The following is a 15627-nucleotide window of genomic DNA, read 5'->3' on the forward strand; positions in this document are numbered from 1 at the left end:
CGGGCGCCCGCTCGCCGGCCTCCCATCCCCGGCCCGGCGCGGCTACGTTGGGAGGATGACGCATGCGGCTTCCGACACGTGGACGCTGCCCTGGCGAGGGCTGGGGCTGAGCAGCAACCTGAGCACGGCGGACGTGCCGCAACCGTACCGGCTGCTGGACGCGTCCCCGGGCCTCTTCGACTTCGTGGAGTACAGCGCCCCGCTGTCGCTGGACGAGGCGAAGGCGCACGCGTCGCTCTTCCCGGAGATGTGGCGGCGCCGCGCGGAGGTGCCGGTGCTCTTCCACCCCGTGCACCTCAACCTCTGGGGACCGGAGCTGGAGCCGGCGTCGGCGCTGGCGGAGCTGGACGCGCACGCGCGCGCGGTGCAGAGCCCGTGGGTGGGCAACGACGTGGGCTGGTGGCACGTGGGCGGCCAGCCCTTCCCGGGCTACCTCTACTTCACGCCGCCCTTCAACGAGGCGGGCCTCGTGGACTGCGCGGCGCACGCGCTCCACGTGCAGCGGCACCTCTCACTGCCCCTTGTGCTGGAGAACCCCGCGGTGCTCGCACGGCGCGGTGAGTGGCACGTGCTGGACTTCATGGCGCGGCTGCACGCGCGCACCGGGCTGCCGCTGCTGCTGGACCTGGGACACCTCTTCAGCCACCAGCTCTCCGCCGGTCTGCCACTGGAGGCGGGGCTGGACGGCTTCCCGTTGGACAAGGTCGTCGAGCTCCACATCGCCGGCGGGGTGGTGACGCGCCGGGGCTCGCGCTGCTTCTACGTGGACGACCACACCCAGCCGGTGCGCGAGGAGTTGTTCACGCTGCTGGAGTCGCTGGTGCCGCGCTGCCCCTCGCTGCGTGCCGTCACCTTCGAGGGGGATGGGCACCCGCCCGAGATAGCACTGTTGTCGCTGCGCCGCCTGCGCGAGCGGGTGCCCGGGGGCGAGCGCCCACCCCTGACGCTGCCCATTCCCCGCGACCTCACCGCGCCACCGTTGACGGGCGGAAGCCGGCCATGGGAGCTGTACGACACGGGCTACCTCGCCGCGCCTCCTCCATCCGAGGACGACGGGGAGGGCGCGCTGGCGGACCAGGACTTCCGCCTCGCGGTGGTCGCGGAGGTGCTGGACCGGGAGTGGCCGCTCACGCGCCTGCTGCTCGCGGGCTCGCGGGCGGGGCTGGCGGCCTTCACCGGTTCCCCCGAGTTCCGAAGCCTCTTCGGCGGTACGGGCCGCTCGCCGGGGCAGGTCTTCTCCAGGTGGGCCATGCGGTGCCTGCGCGAGCACCCCGACGAGGGCGCCTCCGCGGCCCTGGCGCTGGAGATGCTCCTGCCCACGCTGTTTCTTCGTCCGGTGCCTCCGCCGGGGCCGGGGCAGGTGGGGCTGGCGGAGGACGTGCGCCTGGGTGCCCTCCCGGTGGACCTGTCGGAGCTGGTGTTCGCCGCGCGGGCCGTGCGGCGTCACCTCACCGCGCGTGCGTGGGCCTGTGGCTCGCTGGAGTTGTCCGGCCTGGAGTCGCTCGCTCAGGTGGCGCGCCGGCCGGCCCCCGGGCCGTGGCACTTCCTCGTCCGTCGCAGGGGAGGGGGGCACGAGGTGCTGATGGTGCCGCCCGGACTGGCGGAGTGGCTGCGCACGCTCGCTGCCCATCCCGTGCCAGCGGACGGCGTCCCCCCCGTGCTGCTGGCCGAGGCCCAGGGGCGCGGGCTGATCCGCCGGGGGTAGATGTTCGAAAATGGACCGAAGCCTTGCGCGGGCCGCCCTGGTGCGGTAGTCGCGCCGCCATGGTGTCCCCCCTCGTTGTTGGCATCGCGGGCGGTACAGCGTCTGGAAAGACCACCGTTGCCCGCAAGGTCCGCGAAGCCCTGGCCGACTGCCGCGTGGCCTTCATCGATCAGGACTCGTATTACCGGGATTTGAAGGACCTCCCGCTGGTGGAGCGGCGAGAGGTGAACTTCGACCACCCGGACGCGTTCGACACGACGCTGCTCGTGAATCACCTGCGGGCGCTGAAGGCCGGGCAGGCCATCCAGAAGCCCGTCTACGACTTCGTCACCTCGTCCCGCCAGCCCCAGACGAAGGACGTGGCCCCCGGCGACATCATCCTCATCGAGGGCATCCTCGTCCTCCACATGAAGGAGGTGCGGGACGAGATGGACGTGAAGATCTACGTCGACGCGGACGACGACCTGCGCATCCTCCGGCGCCTCACCCGCGACATCAAGGACCGCGGCCGCGACTTCGACCACGTGGTGAGCCAGTACCTGCGCCACGTGCGCCCCATGCACATGGGCTTCGTGGAGCCGTCCAAGCACTTCGCGGACATCATCATCCCGCACGGCGGCAACAACGAGATTGCCATCGGCATGCTGGTGGGCGCGCTGCGCGGGAAGCTCTCCGGCGCGAAGCCCCGCGAGTAGTCAGCACCGCCGCAGGAAGTCGCTCAGCGGGCCGTGCAGCCGGTCCGCGTCCGACAGCAGCGCGCCGTGGTCTCCCGGCCCCGGCAGCTCCAGGAAGCGCGCACTCACCCCCGCCGCGCTCAGCAGGTGGTACGTGTCGCGCACCCGGTTCGCCGGCGCCAGCGCGTCCGTGGCGCCCGCCATGAGCAGCACCCGCGCGCGGATGTGCTGGAAGCAGTCCGCCACGTCGCACCCCGCATAGGCCGAGCACAGCGTGGCCCAGGACACCGGGTCGAAGGTGTCGGCGAAGGCGTCGGCCTCCGCCTCCAGCGCCAGCCGGGCCGCCTCGGCGTCCGGGTGGACGGAGGCGAGGTGCTCGCGTCCGTACAGCAGCTTCAGGAAGTCCAGCCGCAGCCGGCGCATCGTCTTGCGCGGCATGGCGTCCGGCCCGTAGAGGCCCTCGCGGAAGTCCGGGTCCGCGCGCAGCAACTGCCACGACAGGCCCAGCTTCTCCCGCACGCCCTCCGGGAGCGCGCGCGCCGACCCGAGCGCCACCACGCCTCCGGCCAGCTCGGGGAAGAGCGCCGCCAGCCGCAGCGCCACCAGCCCGCCCAGCCCCACGCCCACCAGCGCGCGCACCTGCTTCAGCCCCAGCGCGCGCAGCGTCGCGGACACGCCGCGCGCCATGTCCAGCACGGTGAGGGGAGGCAGGCTCAGGCCCCAGCGCTCACCCGTGGCCGGGTCCACCGACGCCGGGGACGTGGTGCCGAAGGGGCTGCCCAGCAGGCCCGGCACCACCACCGGCGTGAACTCCGGGTCCAACGCCAGCCCCGCCCCCACCAGCGCTCGGCCCCAGCCGGAGGGCCGGTACGCTCCGTCCTCTTCAGGGCCCAACGCCCGGTGCGAATGGGACAGGTCGTGCAGCACCACCACCGCTTTGCCGTCCGATGGTTCTCCATAGGTCTCCCAGGCGACCTGGGGATTGCCCAGCAGCTCCCCCTCCTCCAAGGGAAGCGGCACGGAGAACAGGTGGGTGCCGGTGGCCTGGATCACGTTGGGGAATTTTCATATCACTGCCGGCTCCAACGCACAGGAGCCAGCCTCGTGAAGCGCTACTTCGGAGTCATTGTCCTCATCGCGGGTGTGCTGCTGGCCGCCGTCATGAGCTACCGCACCGCCAGCGGCAAGGCCCGCGAGGCCCAGCGCGAGGCGGATGCCCAGCGCATCCAGGCCGAGTACCTCGAGCGCGTCGGGTGGATGCGCGCCAACCCCGACGAGGCCTCGTACCGGGAGGAGCTGAAGCCCTTCCTCAAGACGTACTTCGACCAGGTGGACGAGCACCTGACGCAGTTCGGCGGCAACAAGCAGTTCGACGGGTACCTCCAGGAGCTGGAGAAGCGCGCGGAGGGCGGCAAGGACGACCGCGCCGCGGACCGGAAGGCCTTCTACGAGTACACGCGCAAGGTGTTCGACAGCCTGCGCGAGGGCCGCTACCGCCCGGTGTGGACGGCCACGGACAAGGGCATGCGCCTGGACGTGGTGTCGTCGGACGTGGTGATGGTGATGGGCAAGCCGCAGGTGCGCCTGCAGCTCGTGCTGTGGGGCGCCCAGCGCATGCTCAAGGACGAGGGCAAGGTGAAGAAGATGCTGACCAGCGCCTCGTTCAACACGGTGTGGAAGCTGACGGACGCGAAGGGGAAGCTGCTGGGTGAGATGCGCGGCGGCGACCCGTCCATGAAGGTGGACTTCCCGGAGCGCTACGTCGCCTGGTTCCCGCCGCAGATGGTGCTGGGCCACTACGACCTGGACCTGATGCCCAGCGAGGTGGCGAAGCTGGAGATGACCATCAACGTCTCCTCGCGCGCGGCCTCCGGGGGTGACGCCAACGCCAACTACGTGTGGAAGCTGGACGTGCCCTCCGACTGGAAGCTGGGCGCCGGCGAGACGTGGGAGGGCGCCACCCAGGAGGAGCGCCCCGAGGAGGAGATCGACCCGTCGAAGTCCGCGAAGAACGAGTAGCGCCCGCGCCTACTCCACGACGGTGAAGTGGGACGTCAGCCGGTACGCGGACAGCGTGCCGGCGTCGTCCAGGAAGAAGAGGTTGAGGCGCACGTCCGCCTGGAGCGCGACGAGCCCCAGCCCCACCCGGACCTCCGCGAGCACCTGTCCGCCGCGGGGGTCCACCGCCCGCACCCGCTCGCCCGGCACCAGCGTCACGCCCCGCGCGGTGCGCGCCGGCAGCGGGCGGATGAGCGGCTCGCCCGCGGCGCCCACGCGCCAGTCCACCGTGCCCGACGCGGACACCCGCGCGGCGGCCCCGGAGGCGCTCGTCACCACCACCGCGCGCGGCAGCGGCGACAGCGCGTAGGGCCCCGGTCCCAGGTTCAGCGGGCGCTCCCAGACGCGGCGCCCCTTCGCGTCCAGGCAGAGCAGGAGGCCCTCCCGCTCGCGCTCCCCGGCGAGGAACACGCGCTGGCCCACCGGCAGCGGTACGGACGGGTGCGTGAGGTCCGGCTCGTGCGTCCATACCGCCTCGCCGGTGTGCGCGTCCGCCAGCAGCACCGCCCAGTGCGAGCCGCGGCCGAGCATGGAGAGGAAGCGCCGGCCCCACGGCACCGGCGGGCAGTGGAAGGGCATGGGCGCCCGCATCCGGTAGCGCACCTGTCCGTCCACCAGGTCCAGTCCGTAGAGGTAGCCCGAGTCCGTGCCCACCAGCGCCCGGTGTCCCTGGGTGGTCAGCCAGCTCCGCTGCGTGCGGGGAGGCGCGAGCCGCCATACCTCGCGGCCGGTGGCCTCCGCGAAGGCCACCACGGTGCGGTCCTCGGAGAGGGTGAGCAGCAGCCCGTCCTTGCGCAGCAGCAGCGGGCCCAGGGGGATGCCGTCATGGTCATGCAGCCAGCGCGCGCCCGCGCCCCGGCCGGTGAAGCCGTAGACGCGCGTCATGTCCGCCGCCACCGCGTGCCCGTCCGCGGACGCCGCCACGCCCAGCGCCGCCGCGCGCTTCCACAGCTGCGTGCCGTCCTTGCGCGAGAAGGCCACCGCGAGTTGTGGCGCGCAGTACACCGGCCCGTGGCGTCCCAGCAGCAGCCGCGCCTCCTCGGCGTCCGCCAGCCCGCGCTTCTCCCACAGCTTGTCGAAGCGCAGCCGGCGCAGGCGCCCGGGCACCTTCAGCGGGCGCGACGTGCCCCGGCCCGGCCGGGCCTTCTTCTCGCGCGCGGCGCCCTGCGCCTCGGGAGGCTCCACCGGGCCGCGCAGGTGCGACAGGCCCTCGCGGCAGCGGTCCGCCAGCTCCACCAGGTAGGGGCTGCCCACCAGCGTCCGGTCCGCCTCGGCGAAGGTCGCCGCCAGGGACTCGCCCAGGTGGAAGAGGGCGGCGGCCAGGGTGTTGCCGTCGAGCGGGAAGGGCGTGCCGGTGCGCCCGGCCTTCGCCTTGCCCGCCTTCAAATCCAGCACCAGCGTCGGCCGCGCGCCCGCGGGGGCCAGCTCGAAGCGCTCCTCGCCCAGCTCCACCGCGCGCGCCAGCTCCACCGCCTGCCGTGACAGCTCCAGCACCGCGAGGAAGGGCGGCCCGGGGACGCGCCACGCCTCCGGCCGGCCCGGCAGCGACAGCCACACCTCTCCCGCCGTCAGCAGCGGCGCCAGCGCTCCCGCCGTGCCGCGCTCGGCCGGCCGGCCCACGGGCACACCCACATCCCGCAGCTCGAAGCCGAAGCCTGGCACCTGCTGGCGCTCCACCCGCCGGAGGGAGGGCTTGCCGGGGGCCTCCTCCGGCGGCCGTGCCGCGCGGCGGAGCGCCTTCAGCGGCTCTCCCAGCGCCTGGGAGACCGAGGTGGCGAGCGCCCTGGGGCCCACCCGGGTGACGTCCGCGAGGAAGCGCTCACCGCCCTCGCGCACCGCCTGCGCCAGCTCCTCCACCTCCACGCGCACCGGCGGGCGCATCAGCCGGGCGGGGCGGGCGAGGCTCGCCACCAGCAGCTCCACCTCGGGCCCCAGCCGCCGCAGCACCAGCTCCAGGTGCGCTTCCGGTAGCGATACCTGGGCGAGCCGCTGGCGACCCGAGTAGATCGCAGCAACTGAGCGCACCAGGGAGGGCACCACTTCTGCTAGAGACTCCTCCACGGCCCCGGACAGCAGGTCCACTCCGTCCAATTCCAGTGCGATGGAATCGAGCGGGGAGGCCGCGGGTTCGCGCTTCCAACGCTGTCCGATGCGTATGCGGGTCATCTTCCGTTCGTTGACAAGCCAGTTTAGCGATGGCTAGCATCCGCCACCCATACGGACCTACATTTTTGTAACCGTTCGGAATTCTTGGGGAATACTCGATGACATTCTACGAGGCCGCGCTCCGTGTCCTGGAGAGCGAAGGACGTCCCCTCCATTTTCTGGAAATCACCGAGAAGTCCATTCAGCAGAACCTGCTCTCCCACGTGGGCAAGACGCCCGAGGTAACCATGCTGTCGCGCCTGGCTGCCATGGCGCGCCGCACGCGGGATCGTAAGGTGATTGTGACCGCGAAGGACACCTTCGCGCTGGTGGACTGGTCGATTCCCGAGGACGCGGAGGCGCTGGCGCAGACGGGAGTGATGGAGCCGCACCCGGAGGAGGAGCTGCCGCCGCTGCGTCCGGCGGAGCGCCATCCGGAGCCCCGGCAGGACAACGTGCGGGTGGCGGGCCGAGGCAGTGAGCGCAAGCGCCGCCGCGACGAGGAGGACGAGCGGGGCCGCCGCAAGCGCTTCCCGCCCCTGCCCGAGGTGGTGTTCGAAATCCTCAGCGAGGCCGAGGTCGCGCTGCGCACCGAGCAGATCATCGAGCGCGCCCGCTCCAAGGAGCTGTGCGCCGAGGAGACGACGGTCGAAGCGGTGCTCACCGCGCTGCTGGAGGACAACCAGCGCCGCATCGACGCCGGCCGCCGCCCTCAGTACTCCTTCAACAAGGAGTCGGGCGAGGTGTCGCTGGAGCGTGCCGGCGCGCCGAGCGAGGCTCCGCCGCTGGAGCTGCAGGCCGCCTTCGCGCAGGCGCTGGGCATCCCCCTGGAGGGCGGGCGCCCGCAGCTCGGCAAGCCCGCCGCCGCGGCCGCCGCCGAGCCGCTGGTGGACGCCGCGCTGCTGACCACGCTGCGCACCACGCTCAAGGACGCACGCCGGGCCGTGGCTCGCGGGCTGCGCAAGCGCCTGGGCGAGCTGGACGTGGGCACCTTCGAGAAGTCCGTCGTGAAGATGATGCACGGGCTGGGCTTCCGCGAGCTGAAGGTGGCGAAGCGCTCCAAGGAAGGCCCCCTGCTCACCGCGCGCAAGCGCGAGGGCAGCGTGGAGCTGCGGTACGCGGTGCGCATGCTGAAGGGCGCGCCCGCCATCGACCGCAAGAGCGTGCAGGAGCTGCGGCGCGACCTGGGCCACTACTCGGCGCAGGTGGGCCTGCTGGTGAGCGCCGGGGACGTGCGCGGCGACGCGCGCACCGAGGCGCAGGCCAACGGCTCGCTGGTGATGCTCTGGTGCGGTGACGCGCTGGGCGAGAAGTTCCTGGAGGCGAAGACGGCCGTCTCCGTCACCACGGTGGAGCTGTACGAGGTCGACGAGCGCTTCTTCGAGGCGGCGAAGCTGGATGCCGAGGAGGCCCAGAAGCGCCGCGAGGAGCGCCAGCGCGAGAAGCAGGCCCGCGGGGAAGGCGAAGAGGCCGCCGCGGAGGCCGGTGCCGCGCCCGAGCGGGAGCGCCCGCGCGAGAGGCGCCGCCGTGAGCGTGAGGAGCGCGAGGCCCGTGAGGCCCGCGAGGCGGAGGAGACCGGAGAGGTGTCCGAGGCCGCGGAGGCCACGTCCGCCACCGTCCCCGCCGAGGCGCGTGAGGGCGTGCCGTCCATGCCGCCCGCCGCGCCCGCCCAGCCGTCGGCTGAGGACGAGGAGGGTGAGGAGGACGAGGAGGGCGAGGACGAGGACCTGGAGGCCGCGACCGCCTTCGTGGGCGGGGCCCGTCCCGAGGGTGCCGCCGCCGAGGGTGGTGCCGAGGGTGCCCAGGGTGAGCGCAAGCGCCGCCGCCGCCGCCGCCGGGGCCGCCGCGGCCGTGGCAACCGCGCGGGTGAGGCCGGCGCCGCTCCGGGGGCAACCCCCGCCGGGGAGGGTGCCGCCGCTGCTGCCGCTCCGACCGGCGAGGCTGCTGCCGCTCCGGCCGGGGAGGGTGCCGCCGCTGTTGCCGCTCCGTACGGCGAGGCTGCCGCCGCTGTCGCGCCGACCGCCGAGGCCACCGCTGCTCCCATGGAGGGGGCTGCTCCCGCCGTCACGCCCACCGAGGGTGCCACGGCTGGAGAGGCCGCGGCGCCTGTCCAGGTTTCAACGCCCGCCGAGGCTCCGGCTCCCGCCGAGGCCCCGGCTCCTGCGGAGGCTCCGGCGCCCATCGAGGCCGCGGCTCCCGGGTCGCAGGAGGTGGGAGAGGCCCAGGAGCGTCGAGAGACGCCTCCTCCGCCGCCCGCTCCCGGGCCGTCCGAGGGCAGCGAGGGCTGATGCGGCTCCCCGGACAGCCGGGGAGTGAACGGCGGGCTTGCGCCGAGGTGGGAGAGTCGTGAGAGGGGCGCGAGACGCCTCTTCCTTCCACCTCGGTCCGCTCTCAGAGGGCTGCGGTTTCCTGGGCGGGCCGGCCAGGGTCGGAGGGATGGGGGCGGGCTGCCGCACTTCCGCGGGCGGGCAGGGAATGGCCGGCAAGGCCGCGCTCCGGGTGTTAACCTGGAGGGGCGATGAAGCCGGCCCTGCTGCTCGCCATCTGCGTCGTCCTACTCGGTGCCTGCCGCTCGCAGGCGCCGCGCCACCCGATGGCGCCGGTGGAGGTCTCCGGCGCCACCGTGCGGGACAACGCGCTGCTCGGGCTCGCCCCGGAAGGGGTAGGGGTGCTCCTCACGGACGCGCTCAAGGCCACCGGCCGCTTCGAAGCCCCCAAGGAGGACGCGCCCCGCGAGGTGCGCCCGTGGCGGATGACGCTGGATGTGCCCTTCACCCGCGAGGTGCTGAAGGACGGCGACCCGCGCAGCTTCGCCGAGGTGGGCGCCAACCTGGAGCTGGAGCGCTTCGGCGCAAACCACCCCCAGCACTACGAGGTGGTGGGCCTGGGCGAGGCGCCCGTGCTGGAGGACACCCCCGCCGGGCGGCAGGCCGCCATGCGGGAGGCGCTGCGGAGCGCACTGCGCCAGGTGGCGGAGTCCGCCGCGCTGCAGCTCGCCGCGCTGGAGCGCAACGACGAGGCTCTCGTGCAGGACCTGAAGGCCAGCGACTCGCGCATCCGCGAGTTCGCCCTGCGCACGCTGGCCGAGCGCCAGCATCCCTCCGCCGCGCCGCTGCTCATCGAGCGGCTGAAGGAGGCCAGCGACGCCGAGACGGTGCGGAAGACCATGGGCGCGCTGGTGGAGATGAAGGCCCGCGTCGCGGTGCCCGTGCTCATCGACCTGGCGCGGGGCCGGGACCTCGGCTTCGTGCAGGAAATCGTCTTCGCCGTGGGCGAGATTGGCGGGCCGGAGGCGGAGGCGTACCTCTACACCGTGGCGCAGGGCCACGACGCGCCCGCCGTCCAGGCCGCGGCGCAGCAGGCGCTGGACACGCTCTACGCAGTACGGAAGTCCCCAACCGCGGAGGCGCGTGGCTCGGACCACGCGGACTGACATCGAGATGAAGCGTTCATTCGGCGTGGGCGGGGTGGCCGTGCTGGCCGCCCTGGTGCTGGGCGGCAGCGGCTGTTCCTCCAAGAACGTGGAGGCCCAGCCGCGCGCGCGCACCACCGGCGACGTGTCCCAGTACTACCCGCTCGCGGTGGGCAACCGCTGGACGTACCGGGTCAACGGCCGTGACGACAAGCCCGTCTCCGTGGAGATCCTCAAGGAGGAGGACGGCTACTTCCACGACAGCCAGGGCGGGCAGCTCGCCGTGGACGCCTACGGGCTGAGGGACCCCAAGCGCTACCTGCTGCGCGCGCCCGTCGAGGCGGGGCACTCGTGGACGAACGTGGTGTCCGTGTCGTCCACGGAGCGCTACCGCATCCTCGAGGCCGGGGTGCGCTGCGAGTCGCCCGCGGGCACCTTCGACAACTGCGTCCAGGTGGAGGGGCGCAACCGCATCGACGAGAAGGCCACGCTCATCAACACCCAGACGTTCGCCCCCGGCGTGGGCATGGTGCGCATGCAGGTGGACGTGGAGACGAAGGACCAGCGCGTCCCGCAGACCTGGCTGGAGCTGACGTCCTGGCAGGTCCGCCCCCAGGGAGGAGCCGGGCCGGCCCGCGAGGCGACTCCCGCCGGCTGACAGCCCGCCCCGCGACGGGACGGGAGGAGGGGTGACGCGGTGGGTTGAAAGCCCGTGCGCCCCTCCGTACCCTGGAGCCTCTTCCGAGGGACCGCCGTGGCCGTCGAATCGAACGAGCAGACGCAGGAGGAGCTCATCCTGGGCTTCCTCTCCGAGAGTGGGAACGACTACACCTCCGGAGAGGCGCTCTCCGGCAAGCTGGGCCTGTCCCGCACGGCCGTGTGGAAGCGCGTGGAGGCACTGCGCACCAAGGGCTACCGCATCGAGGCCGTCTCCGCCCGGGGCTACCGGCTGGTGGAGGTGCCCGACAGGCTCACCTCGCTGGAGCTGTCCCCGCTGCTGTCCACGCGCGACCTGGGCCGCACCGTCCACCACCACGAGTCGGTGGGCTCCACCAACGAGCGGGCCTTCCGGCTGGCCCAGGATGGGGCCGAGCACGGAGTGGTGGTGGTGGCCGAGCAGCAGACGGCCGGCAAGGGCCGCCGGGGCCGCGCCTGGGTGTCCCCGCCGGGCCTCAACCTGTATTTCTCCGCCATCCTCCGCCCGGAATTGCCGCCCCAGCGCGCCCCCGAGCTGACGCTGGTGGCCGCCGTGGCCCTGGCGGAGACGCTGCGCGACTGGGGGACGGAGGCCGCCATCAAGTGGCCCAACGACGTCCACATCGACGGGCTCAAGGTGGCGGGCATCCTCACGGAGCTATCCGCCGAGCCCGAGCGCGTGCACTTCGTCATCGTGGGCGTGGGCGTCAACCTCAACTCCCAGGCCGAGCACTTCCCGGAGGAACTGCGCGCCACGGCCACCTCCCTGGCCCTGGCGAGCGGCCAGCGCGTGCCCCGCGCCCGCTTCGCCGCCGCCCTCTGGGCGCGGATGGAGGCGTGGCTGGACGGGTACCTGGAGGAGGGGTTCGGCCCGGTGCGCGCCCGCTGGAAGGCGCTGTCCTCCACCCTGGGCCAGGAAGTGCTGGTGCGCACGGACCGGCAGGAGCTGCGCGGGCTGGCGGAGGACATCGACCCGTCCGGGGCGCTCCTGGTGCGGACGGAGGAGGGCTCGCTCGAGCGGGTGCTGGCCGGTGACGTGGAGCAGCTCCGGCCCCGGAAGGCCCCGCGCTCCAGATAGGAGCCGACGGAGACACGTTGCCCCCGCCTTCGCGCTAGAGTGCCTGGCGTGATGCTCCTGGCCATCGACGTTGGCAACACCAACACCGTCCTTGGAGTCTTCGAGGGCCGGCGCCTGCTCGACCACTGGCGGGTGGAGACCAGCACCCGCCGCACCTCGGACGAGTACGGCATCCTCGTCCGGCAGCTCTTCACCCACAGCGGCATCGACGCGGCGAGGGTGTCCGCGGTGGTGGTGTCCAGCGTGGTGCCGCCGCTCCAGGGCAACCTGGAGAAGATGTGCGAGCGCTACTTCCGGACGCGCCCCATGTTCATCGGGCCGGGCGTGAAGACGGGCATGCCCATCCTCTACGACAACCCTCGCGAGGTGGGGGCGGACCGCATCGTCAACGCGGTGTCCGCCTACGAGAAGCACCACGCGGGCGTGCTCGTCGTGGACTTCGGCACCGCCACCACCTTCGACGCCGTGTCGCCGAAGGGAGAGTACCTGGGCGGAGCCATCTGCCCCGGCATCAACATCGCCATGGAGGCCCTGTTCCAGAACGCCTCCAAGCTGCCGCGCGTGGAGTTCGCGCGGCCTCCGCACGTCGTCGGCCGCAACACCGTGCACTCCATCCAGTCCGGCCTCGTCTTCGGCTACGTGGGACTGGTGGACGGCATCTGCGCGCGGATGCAGACGGAGCTGGGCTTCCCGGTCAAGGTTGTCGCCACCGGGGGACTGGCCCCGCTGGTGGCGAGCGAGTCCAAGGCCATCCACGAGGTGGACGAGTTCCTCACGCTGGAGGGCCTGCGCATCATCTACGGAAGGAATCACGCGTCATGACCACCGCCGCACCCAACAACATTCCGGCGCCGCCGCCGGGCTGTCCCTTCAACGCGGAGTTCCTGCCGCCCAACCTGCGCAAGCACGTGGACCCGGCCGCGCCGGTGCCGCTGCGGATGATGGCGGCCAAGTCGCTGGTGCCGCTCAGCCCGTCGGACATGCTGGGCGCGCTCTTCATGCTCACGTTCGACCCGGACGCGGGCGTGCGCGAGACGGCCGCGAAGACGGCCGCCGGCCTGCCGGACAAGATTCTCGGCTCCGCCGTGCGCGACGAGGAGGTGCAGCCGCCCGTGCTGGGCTGGTTCCTGCGCCTGCTCAAGGACAAGGAGACCTACGCGGAGCTGCTGGTCCTCAACGCCAGCACGCCGGACGACGCCGTGGCGGAGGTGGCGAAGGAGTGCTCCGCGAAGCTGGCGGAAATCATCGGGCAGAACCAGCTCCGCCTGCTGCGCCACGACGACATCCTCCGCAACCTGTGCGCCAATCCCAACGTCCCCGTGTCGCTCACCGACAGCGTGTGCGACTTCGCGGTGCGCAGCGGGATGATGCTGGCGGACGTGCCGCAGATGAAGACGGCCCGTGTCCGCCTCTTTGGCCCCGAGGCCGCCGAGGCTCCGCCGGACCCGGGCCCCACCGCCGAGCAGATCCTCCAGGAGTTCCAGGAGGTGGCGAAGGACGACGCCGCGCCCATGGAGGAGGGGAAGAAGCTGACCCTCGCCCAGCGCATCATGAAGATGTCCATCGCGGAGAAGATCAAGCTGGCCACGCTGGGCAACAAGGAGGCCCGCGGCGCGCTCATCCGGGAGACCAACAAGCTGGTGGCGGTGGCCGTCATCCGCAGCCCGCGCATCACCGACGGCGAGGTGCTGGCCTGCGCGGCCAACAAGGCGATGATGGATGACGTGCTGCGCGTCATCTACAACAACCGCGAGTGGACGAAGAACCAGAAGGTGAAGCTCGCGCTGGTGAAGAACCCCAAGGTGCCGCTCACCGTCACCATGAAGTTCCTCAACACGTTCCGCGACGCCGAGCTGAAGGACCTCAGCCGCGACAAGAACGTGCCCGCCGCCGTGCAGTCCTTCGCGAAGAAGCTGCACGAGAAGAAGACCGCGCCCAAGAAGCAGGAGTAGGGCGGGGCAGGGGCCCCGGGCTCGTCATGAAGCCCGGGGCGGTACGGCGGGACTTCAGGCCGCGGCCTCGTCGGCGTCGTCCGCCACGGAGGACGCCGGCTCGTCCAGGAGCTGCTGGGCGATGGCGAGCGCCTTCTTCGTCTTCTCGCGCAGCTTCTCGTCGTTCTTGATGCGCGCGTAGAGCTTCGTCACGCGCTCCTCGTTGCGGACCGCGGCGGCCTCCAGCTCGCTGATGCGCCTGCGCAGCTCCTCGGCCTCCTCCGCCGCGCGCGTGCCCTGCTCGGAGAGCTGGGCCTGCGCCTCCTCGAGCTGGGCGCGAATCGACTCGGCCTCCTGCTGGGCGGACTCCACCTGGGAGCGCAGCCCGTCCGCCTCCGCCTGCACGGCCTGGAGGTCCATCTCGAGCTGGCCGGTGCGGCCGCGCAGCTCCTCCACCTCGGCGCCCAGCGCCTGGGCCTGGGCCTGGTGCTGGTCCAGCTCCGCCTGGAGCGCGGAGAGCTGCGCCGTGGCGCCGCGCGCCTCCTCCTTCGCGGCGGCGAGCTGCTGGTCCACCCGCCTGCGCTCCGCGGCCAGCGAGTCCGCCTTCGTGGTGAGCGTCTTGATCTGCGCGTCGCGGCGGGCAATCTCGGACTCGGCCGAGTTGGCCTTCTGCTCCAGCTCCAGGTGCTGGTCCTTGAGCTCGACGATCTCCTGGTCCTTCTGGTTCAGCTCCGTCTTGAGGCGGAGGATTTCCTTGTCCCGCTTGTTGACGGCGTCACGCAGGGCGAAGGTGTCCTTGTCGTTCTTCCCGGACGCGGCGCGTGCCGTCTCCAGCTCGGTGGCCTTGCTCTCCAGCTCGGCCTCCAGCTCGCGCACGCGGTCCTCCGCCTGGGAGGCCTGGCCGCGGACGTCGTCCAGCGTGCCCTGCAGCTCGGCCACCTTCGCGCGCAGGTTGCGCAGCTCCGCCGCGTCCGCCGCGGACATCGCCGGGGCCGCCGGAGTCGACGGCGGCATCACCGCGCGGCCGGCCGGGGCCGCAGGGCGCTGGGTGGCGGCCGCGGGAGCGCGCACGGGCTCCGGGGCGCGCACGGGCTCCGGCGGGCGCACGGGCTCCGGGGCACGCACCGGCTCCGGCGGCGGGCGCACGGGCTCCGGCGCCGCCGGGGGCATGAAGCCCACCACCGTCTTCTCCGAGTCATCCAGCGCGTCCAGCGCGTCGTCCGCGTCCGTGCCGAGCGAGTCCAGCGAGGAGAAGTCCTCCTCGACACCCTCCACCACGGCCTCCGGCGGGGCCACCACCGGCTCCTCGTCGAGGGCCGGCTCGGGCTCGGGGGCGGACATGTCGCTGAAGGCGGCGTCGAGGTCCAGCTCCTCGCCCTGCACCGCGGGCTCGTCGCCGGCGTCGACGGAGATCTCCTCGCCGAAGTCCGCCGTCAGCGGCTCGTCGTTGAGCGCGTCCAGCGTGAGGCTCTCGTCCACCACGTCCTCGGACGCCGGCAGCTCCGGGAAGCCGATCAGCGCGCCCACGCGCTCCACGAGGAGGTTCGCGTCCACCGGCATCGCCACGTACTCGTCCGCGTGCGCCTTCAGCTTGCGGTGCTGCGCGAAGCCGTCCGGGTTGCCCACGATGACGATGGGGACGTTCTTGAGGTCGTCGTCCTTCTTGAGCTTGCCGCAGATGAGGTAGCCGTTCTGCCCCGCGGACAGCTCCACGGCGATGACGGCCAGGTCCGGGCGATCCCTCCGGATCTGCTCCACGCTGCCCTTGCCGTCGGAGGTGTCCTCCACCGTGAAGCCACGGCCCTCCAGGGCGGGCCGCAGCGTGGCGGCGAGGCCGGTGTCGCTCTTTTCGACGATCAGGATTTTCTTGGACATGAAGGGACAGCCCGTCCTGCGAGTGCGGCGCGCGCGGGGGCGCCACTCAGGCG

The 15627-nt window shown here is 72.5% G+C and carries 12 protein-coding genes; 9 read left to right on the forward strand and 3 right to left on the reverse strand.

The window, feature by feature from the left end:
• Positions 1–55: 55 nt before the first annotated feature.
• The gene (locus K8638_RS36205; RefSeq protein WP_223759285.1) at positions 56–1705 is read left to right on the forward strand and encodes a DUF692 family multinuclear iron-containing protein; all 1650 of its coding nucleotides are present in this window, start codon (positions 56–58) and stop codon (positions 1703–1705) included.
• A gap of 59 nt (positions 1706–1764) precedes the next feature.
• Entirely contained in the window at positions 1765–2400 is a 636-nt protein-coding gene (udk, locus tag K8638_RS36210) for a uridine kinase (RefSeq protein ID WP_223759286.1), read from the forward strand.
• On the opposite strand, the gene K8638_RS36215 is transcribed toward udk, so the two are convergent.
• Positions 2401–3432, reverse strand: a complete 1032-nt coding sequence (locus tag K8638_RS36215; protein WP_223759287.1) for an alpha/beta fold hydrolase — start codon at positions 3430–3432, stop codon at positions 2401–2403. It abuts the gene before it with no gap.
• 51 nt (positions 3433–3483) lie between these two features.
• Here K8638_RS36215 and K8638_RS36220 point away from each other — a divergent pair, with 51 nt between their 5' ends.
• Positions 3484–4398 carry a hypothetical protein gene (locus tag K8638_RS36220; RefSeq protein WP_223759288.1) on the forward strand — a complete coding sequence of 305 codons (915 nt, stop codon included), beginning with the start codon at positions 3484–3486 and terminating at the stop codon, positions 4396–4398.
• Between the two features lie 9 nt (positions 4399–4407).
• On the opposite strand, the gene K8638_RS36225 is transcribed toward K8638_RS36220, so the two are convergent.
• A complete protein-coding gene (locus K8638_RS36225; protein WP_223759289.1) occupies positions 4408–6603 on the reverse strand; it encodes a PQQ-binding-like beta-propeller repeat protein in 2196 nt (731 codons plus the stop codon).
• 98 nt (positions 6604–6701) lie between these two features.
• On the opposite strand from K8638_RS36225, the gene K8638_RS36230 reads away from it, so the two are divergent.
• The 6 genes from K8638_RS36230 (at position 6702) to K8638_RS36255 (ending at position 13720) form a co-directional block, all read left to right on the forward strand.
• The gene (locus tag K8638_RS36230) at positions 6702–8870 is read left to right on the forward strand and encodes a restriction endonuclease (protein ID WP_223759290.1); all 2169 of its coding nucleotides are present in this window, start codon (positions 6702–6704) and stop codon (positions 8868–8870) included.
• A gap of 230 nt (positions 8871–9100) precedes the next feature.
• Positions 9101–10015: a HEAT repeat domain-containing protein gene (locus K8638_RS36235; protein WP_223759291.1), complete on the forward strand. Its 915-nt coding sequence runs from the start codon at positions 9101–9103 to the stop codon at positions 10013–10015.
• Positions 9993–10652 carry a hypothetical protein gene (locus K8638_RS36240; RefSeq protein WP_223759292.1) on the forward strand — a complete coding sequence of 220 codons (660 nt, stop codon included), beginning with the start codon at positions 9993–9995 and terminating at the stop codon, positions 10650–10652. The genes K8638_RS36235 and K8638_RS36240 overlap by 23 nt, the downstream gene beginning before the upstream one ends.
• Before the next feature lie 96 nt (positions 10653–10748).
• Positions 10749–11768 (forward strand): biotin--[acetyl-CoA-carboxylase] ligase, encoded by a 1020-nt coding sequence (locus tag K8638_RS36245; protein WP_223759293.1) that lies wholly within the window; start codon positions 10749–10751, stop codon positions 11766–11768.
• A gap of 51 nt (positions 11769–11819) precedes the next feature.
• Positions 11820–12590, forward strand: coding sequence for a type III pantothenate kinase (locus K8638_RS36250; RefSeq protein ID WP_223759351.1), 771 nt, complete (start codon positions 11820–11822; stop codon positions 12588–12590).
• Positions 12587–13720 carry a hypothetical protein gene (locus tag K8638_RS36255; protein ID WP_223759294.1) on the forward strand — a complete coding sequence of 378 codons (1134 nt, stop codon included), beginning with the start codon at positions 12587–12589 and terminating at the stop codon, positions 13718–13720. Before K8638_RS36250 ends, K8638_RS36255 begins: the two co-directional genes overlap by 4 nt.
• A 54-nt stretch (positions 13721–13774) precedes the next feature.
• Here K8638_RS36255 and K8638_RS36260 read toward each other — a convergent pair whose 3' ends face one another.
• Positions 13775–15574, reverse strand: coding sequence for a response regulator (locus tag K8638_RS36260; protein WP_223759295.1), 1800 nt, complete (start codon positions 15572–15574; stop codon positions 13775–13777).
• Positions 15575–15627: the final 53 nt, after the last annotated feature.

Source organism: Myxococcus sp. RHSTA-1-4, assembly GCF_020037125.1.
Taxonomy (GTDB): Bacteria; Myxococcota; Myxococcia; order Myxococcales; family Myxococcaceae; genus Myxococcus.

Excerpts from the sequence above, each read along its gene's own strand:
- K8638_RS36205 (WP_223759285.1), top strand. The coding sequence starts at position 56 with ATGACGCATGCGGCTTCCGACACGTGGACGCTGCCCTGGCGAGGGCTG.
- udk (WP_223759286.1), top strand. The coding sequence starts at position 1,765 with ATGGTGTCCCCCCTCGTTGTTGGCATCGCGGGCGGTACAGCGTCTGGA.
- K8638_RS36225 (WP_223759289.1), bottom strand. The coding sequence starts at position 6,603 with ATGACCCGCATACGCATCGGACAGCGTTGGAAGCGCGAACCCGCGGCC.
- K8638_RS36230 (WP_223759290.1), top strand. The coding sequence starts at position 6,702 with ATGACATTCTACGAGGCCGCGCTCCGTGTCCTGGAGAGCGAAGGACGT.
- K8638_RS36235 (WP_223759291.1), top strand. The coding sequence starts at position 9,101 with ATGAAGCCGGCCCTGCTGCTCGCCATCTGCGTCGTCCTACTCGGTGCC.
- K8638_RS36250 (WP_223759351.1), top strand. The coding sequence starts at position 11,820 with ATGCTCCTGGCCATCGACGTTGGCAACACCAACACCGTCCTTGGAGTC.
- K8638_RS36255 (WP_223759294.1), top strand. The coding sequence starts at position 12,587 with ATGACCACCGCCGCACCCAACAACATTCCGGCGCCGCCGCCGGGCTGT.
- K8638_RS36260 (WP_223759295.1), bottom strand. The coding sequence starts at position 15,574 with ATGTCCAAGAAAATCCTGATCGTCGAAAAGAGCGACACCGGCCTCGCC.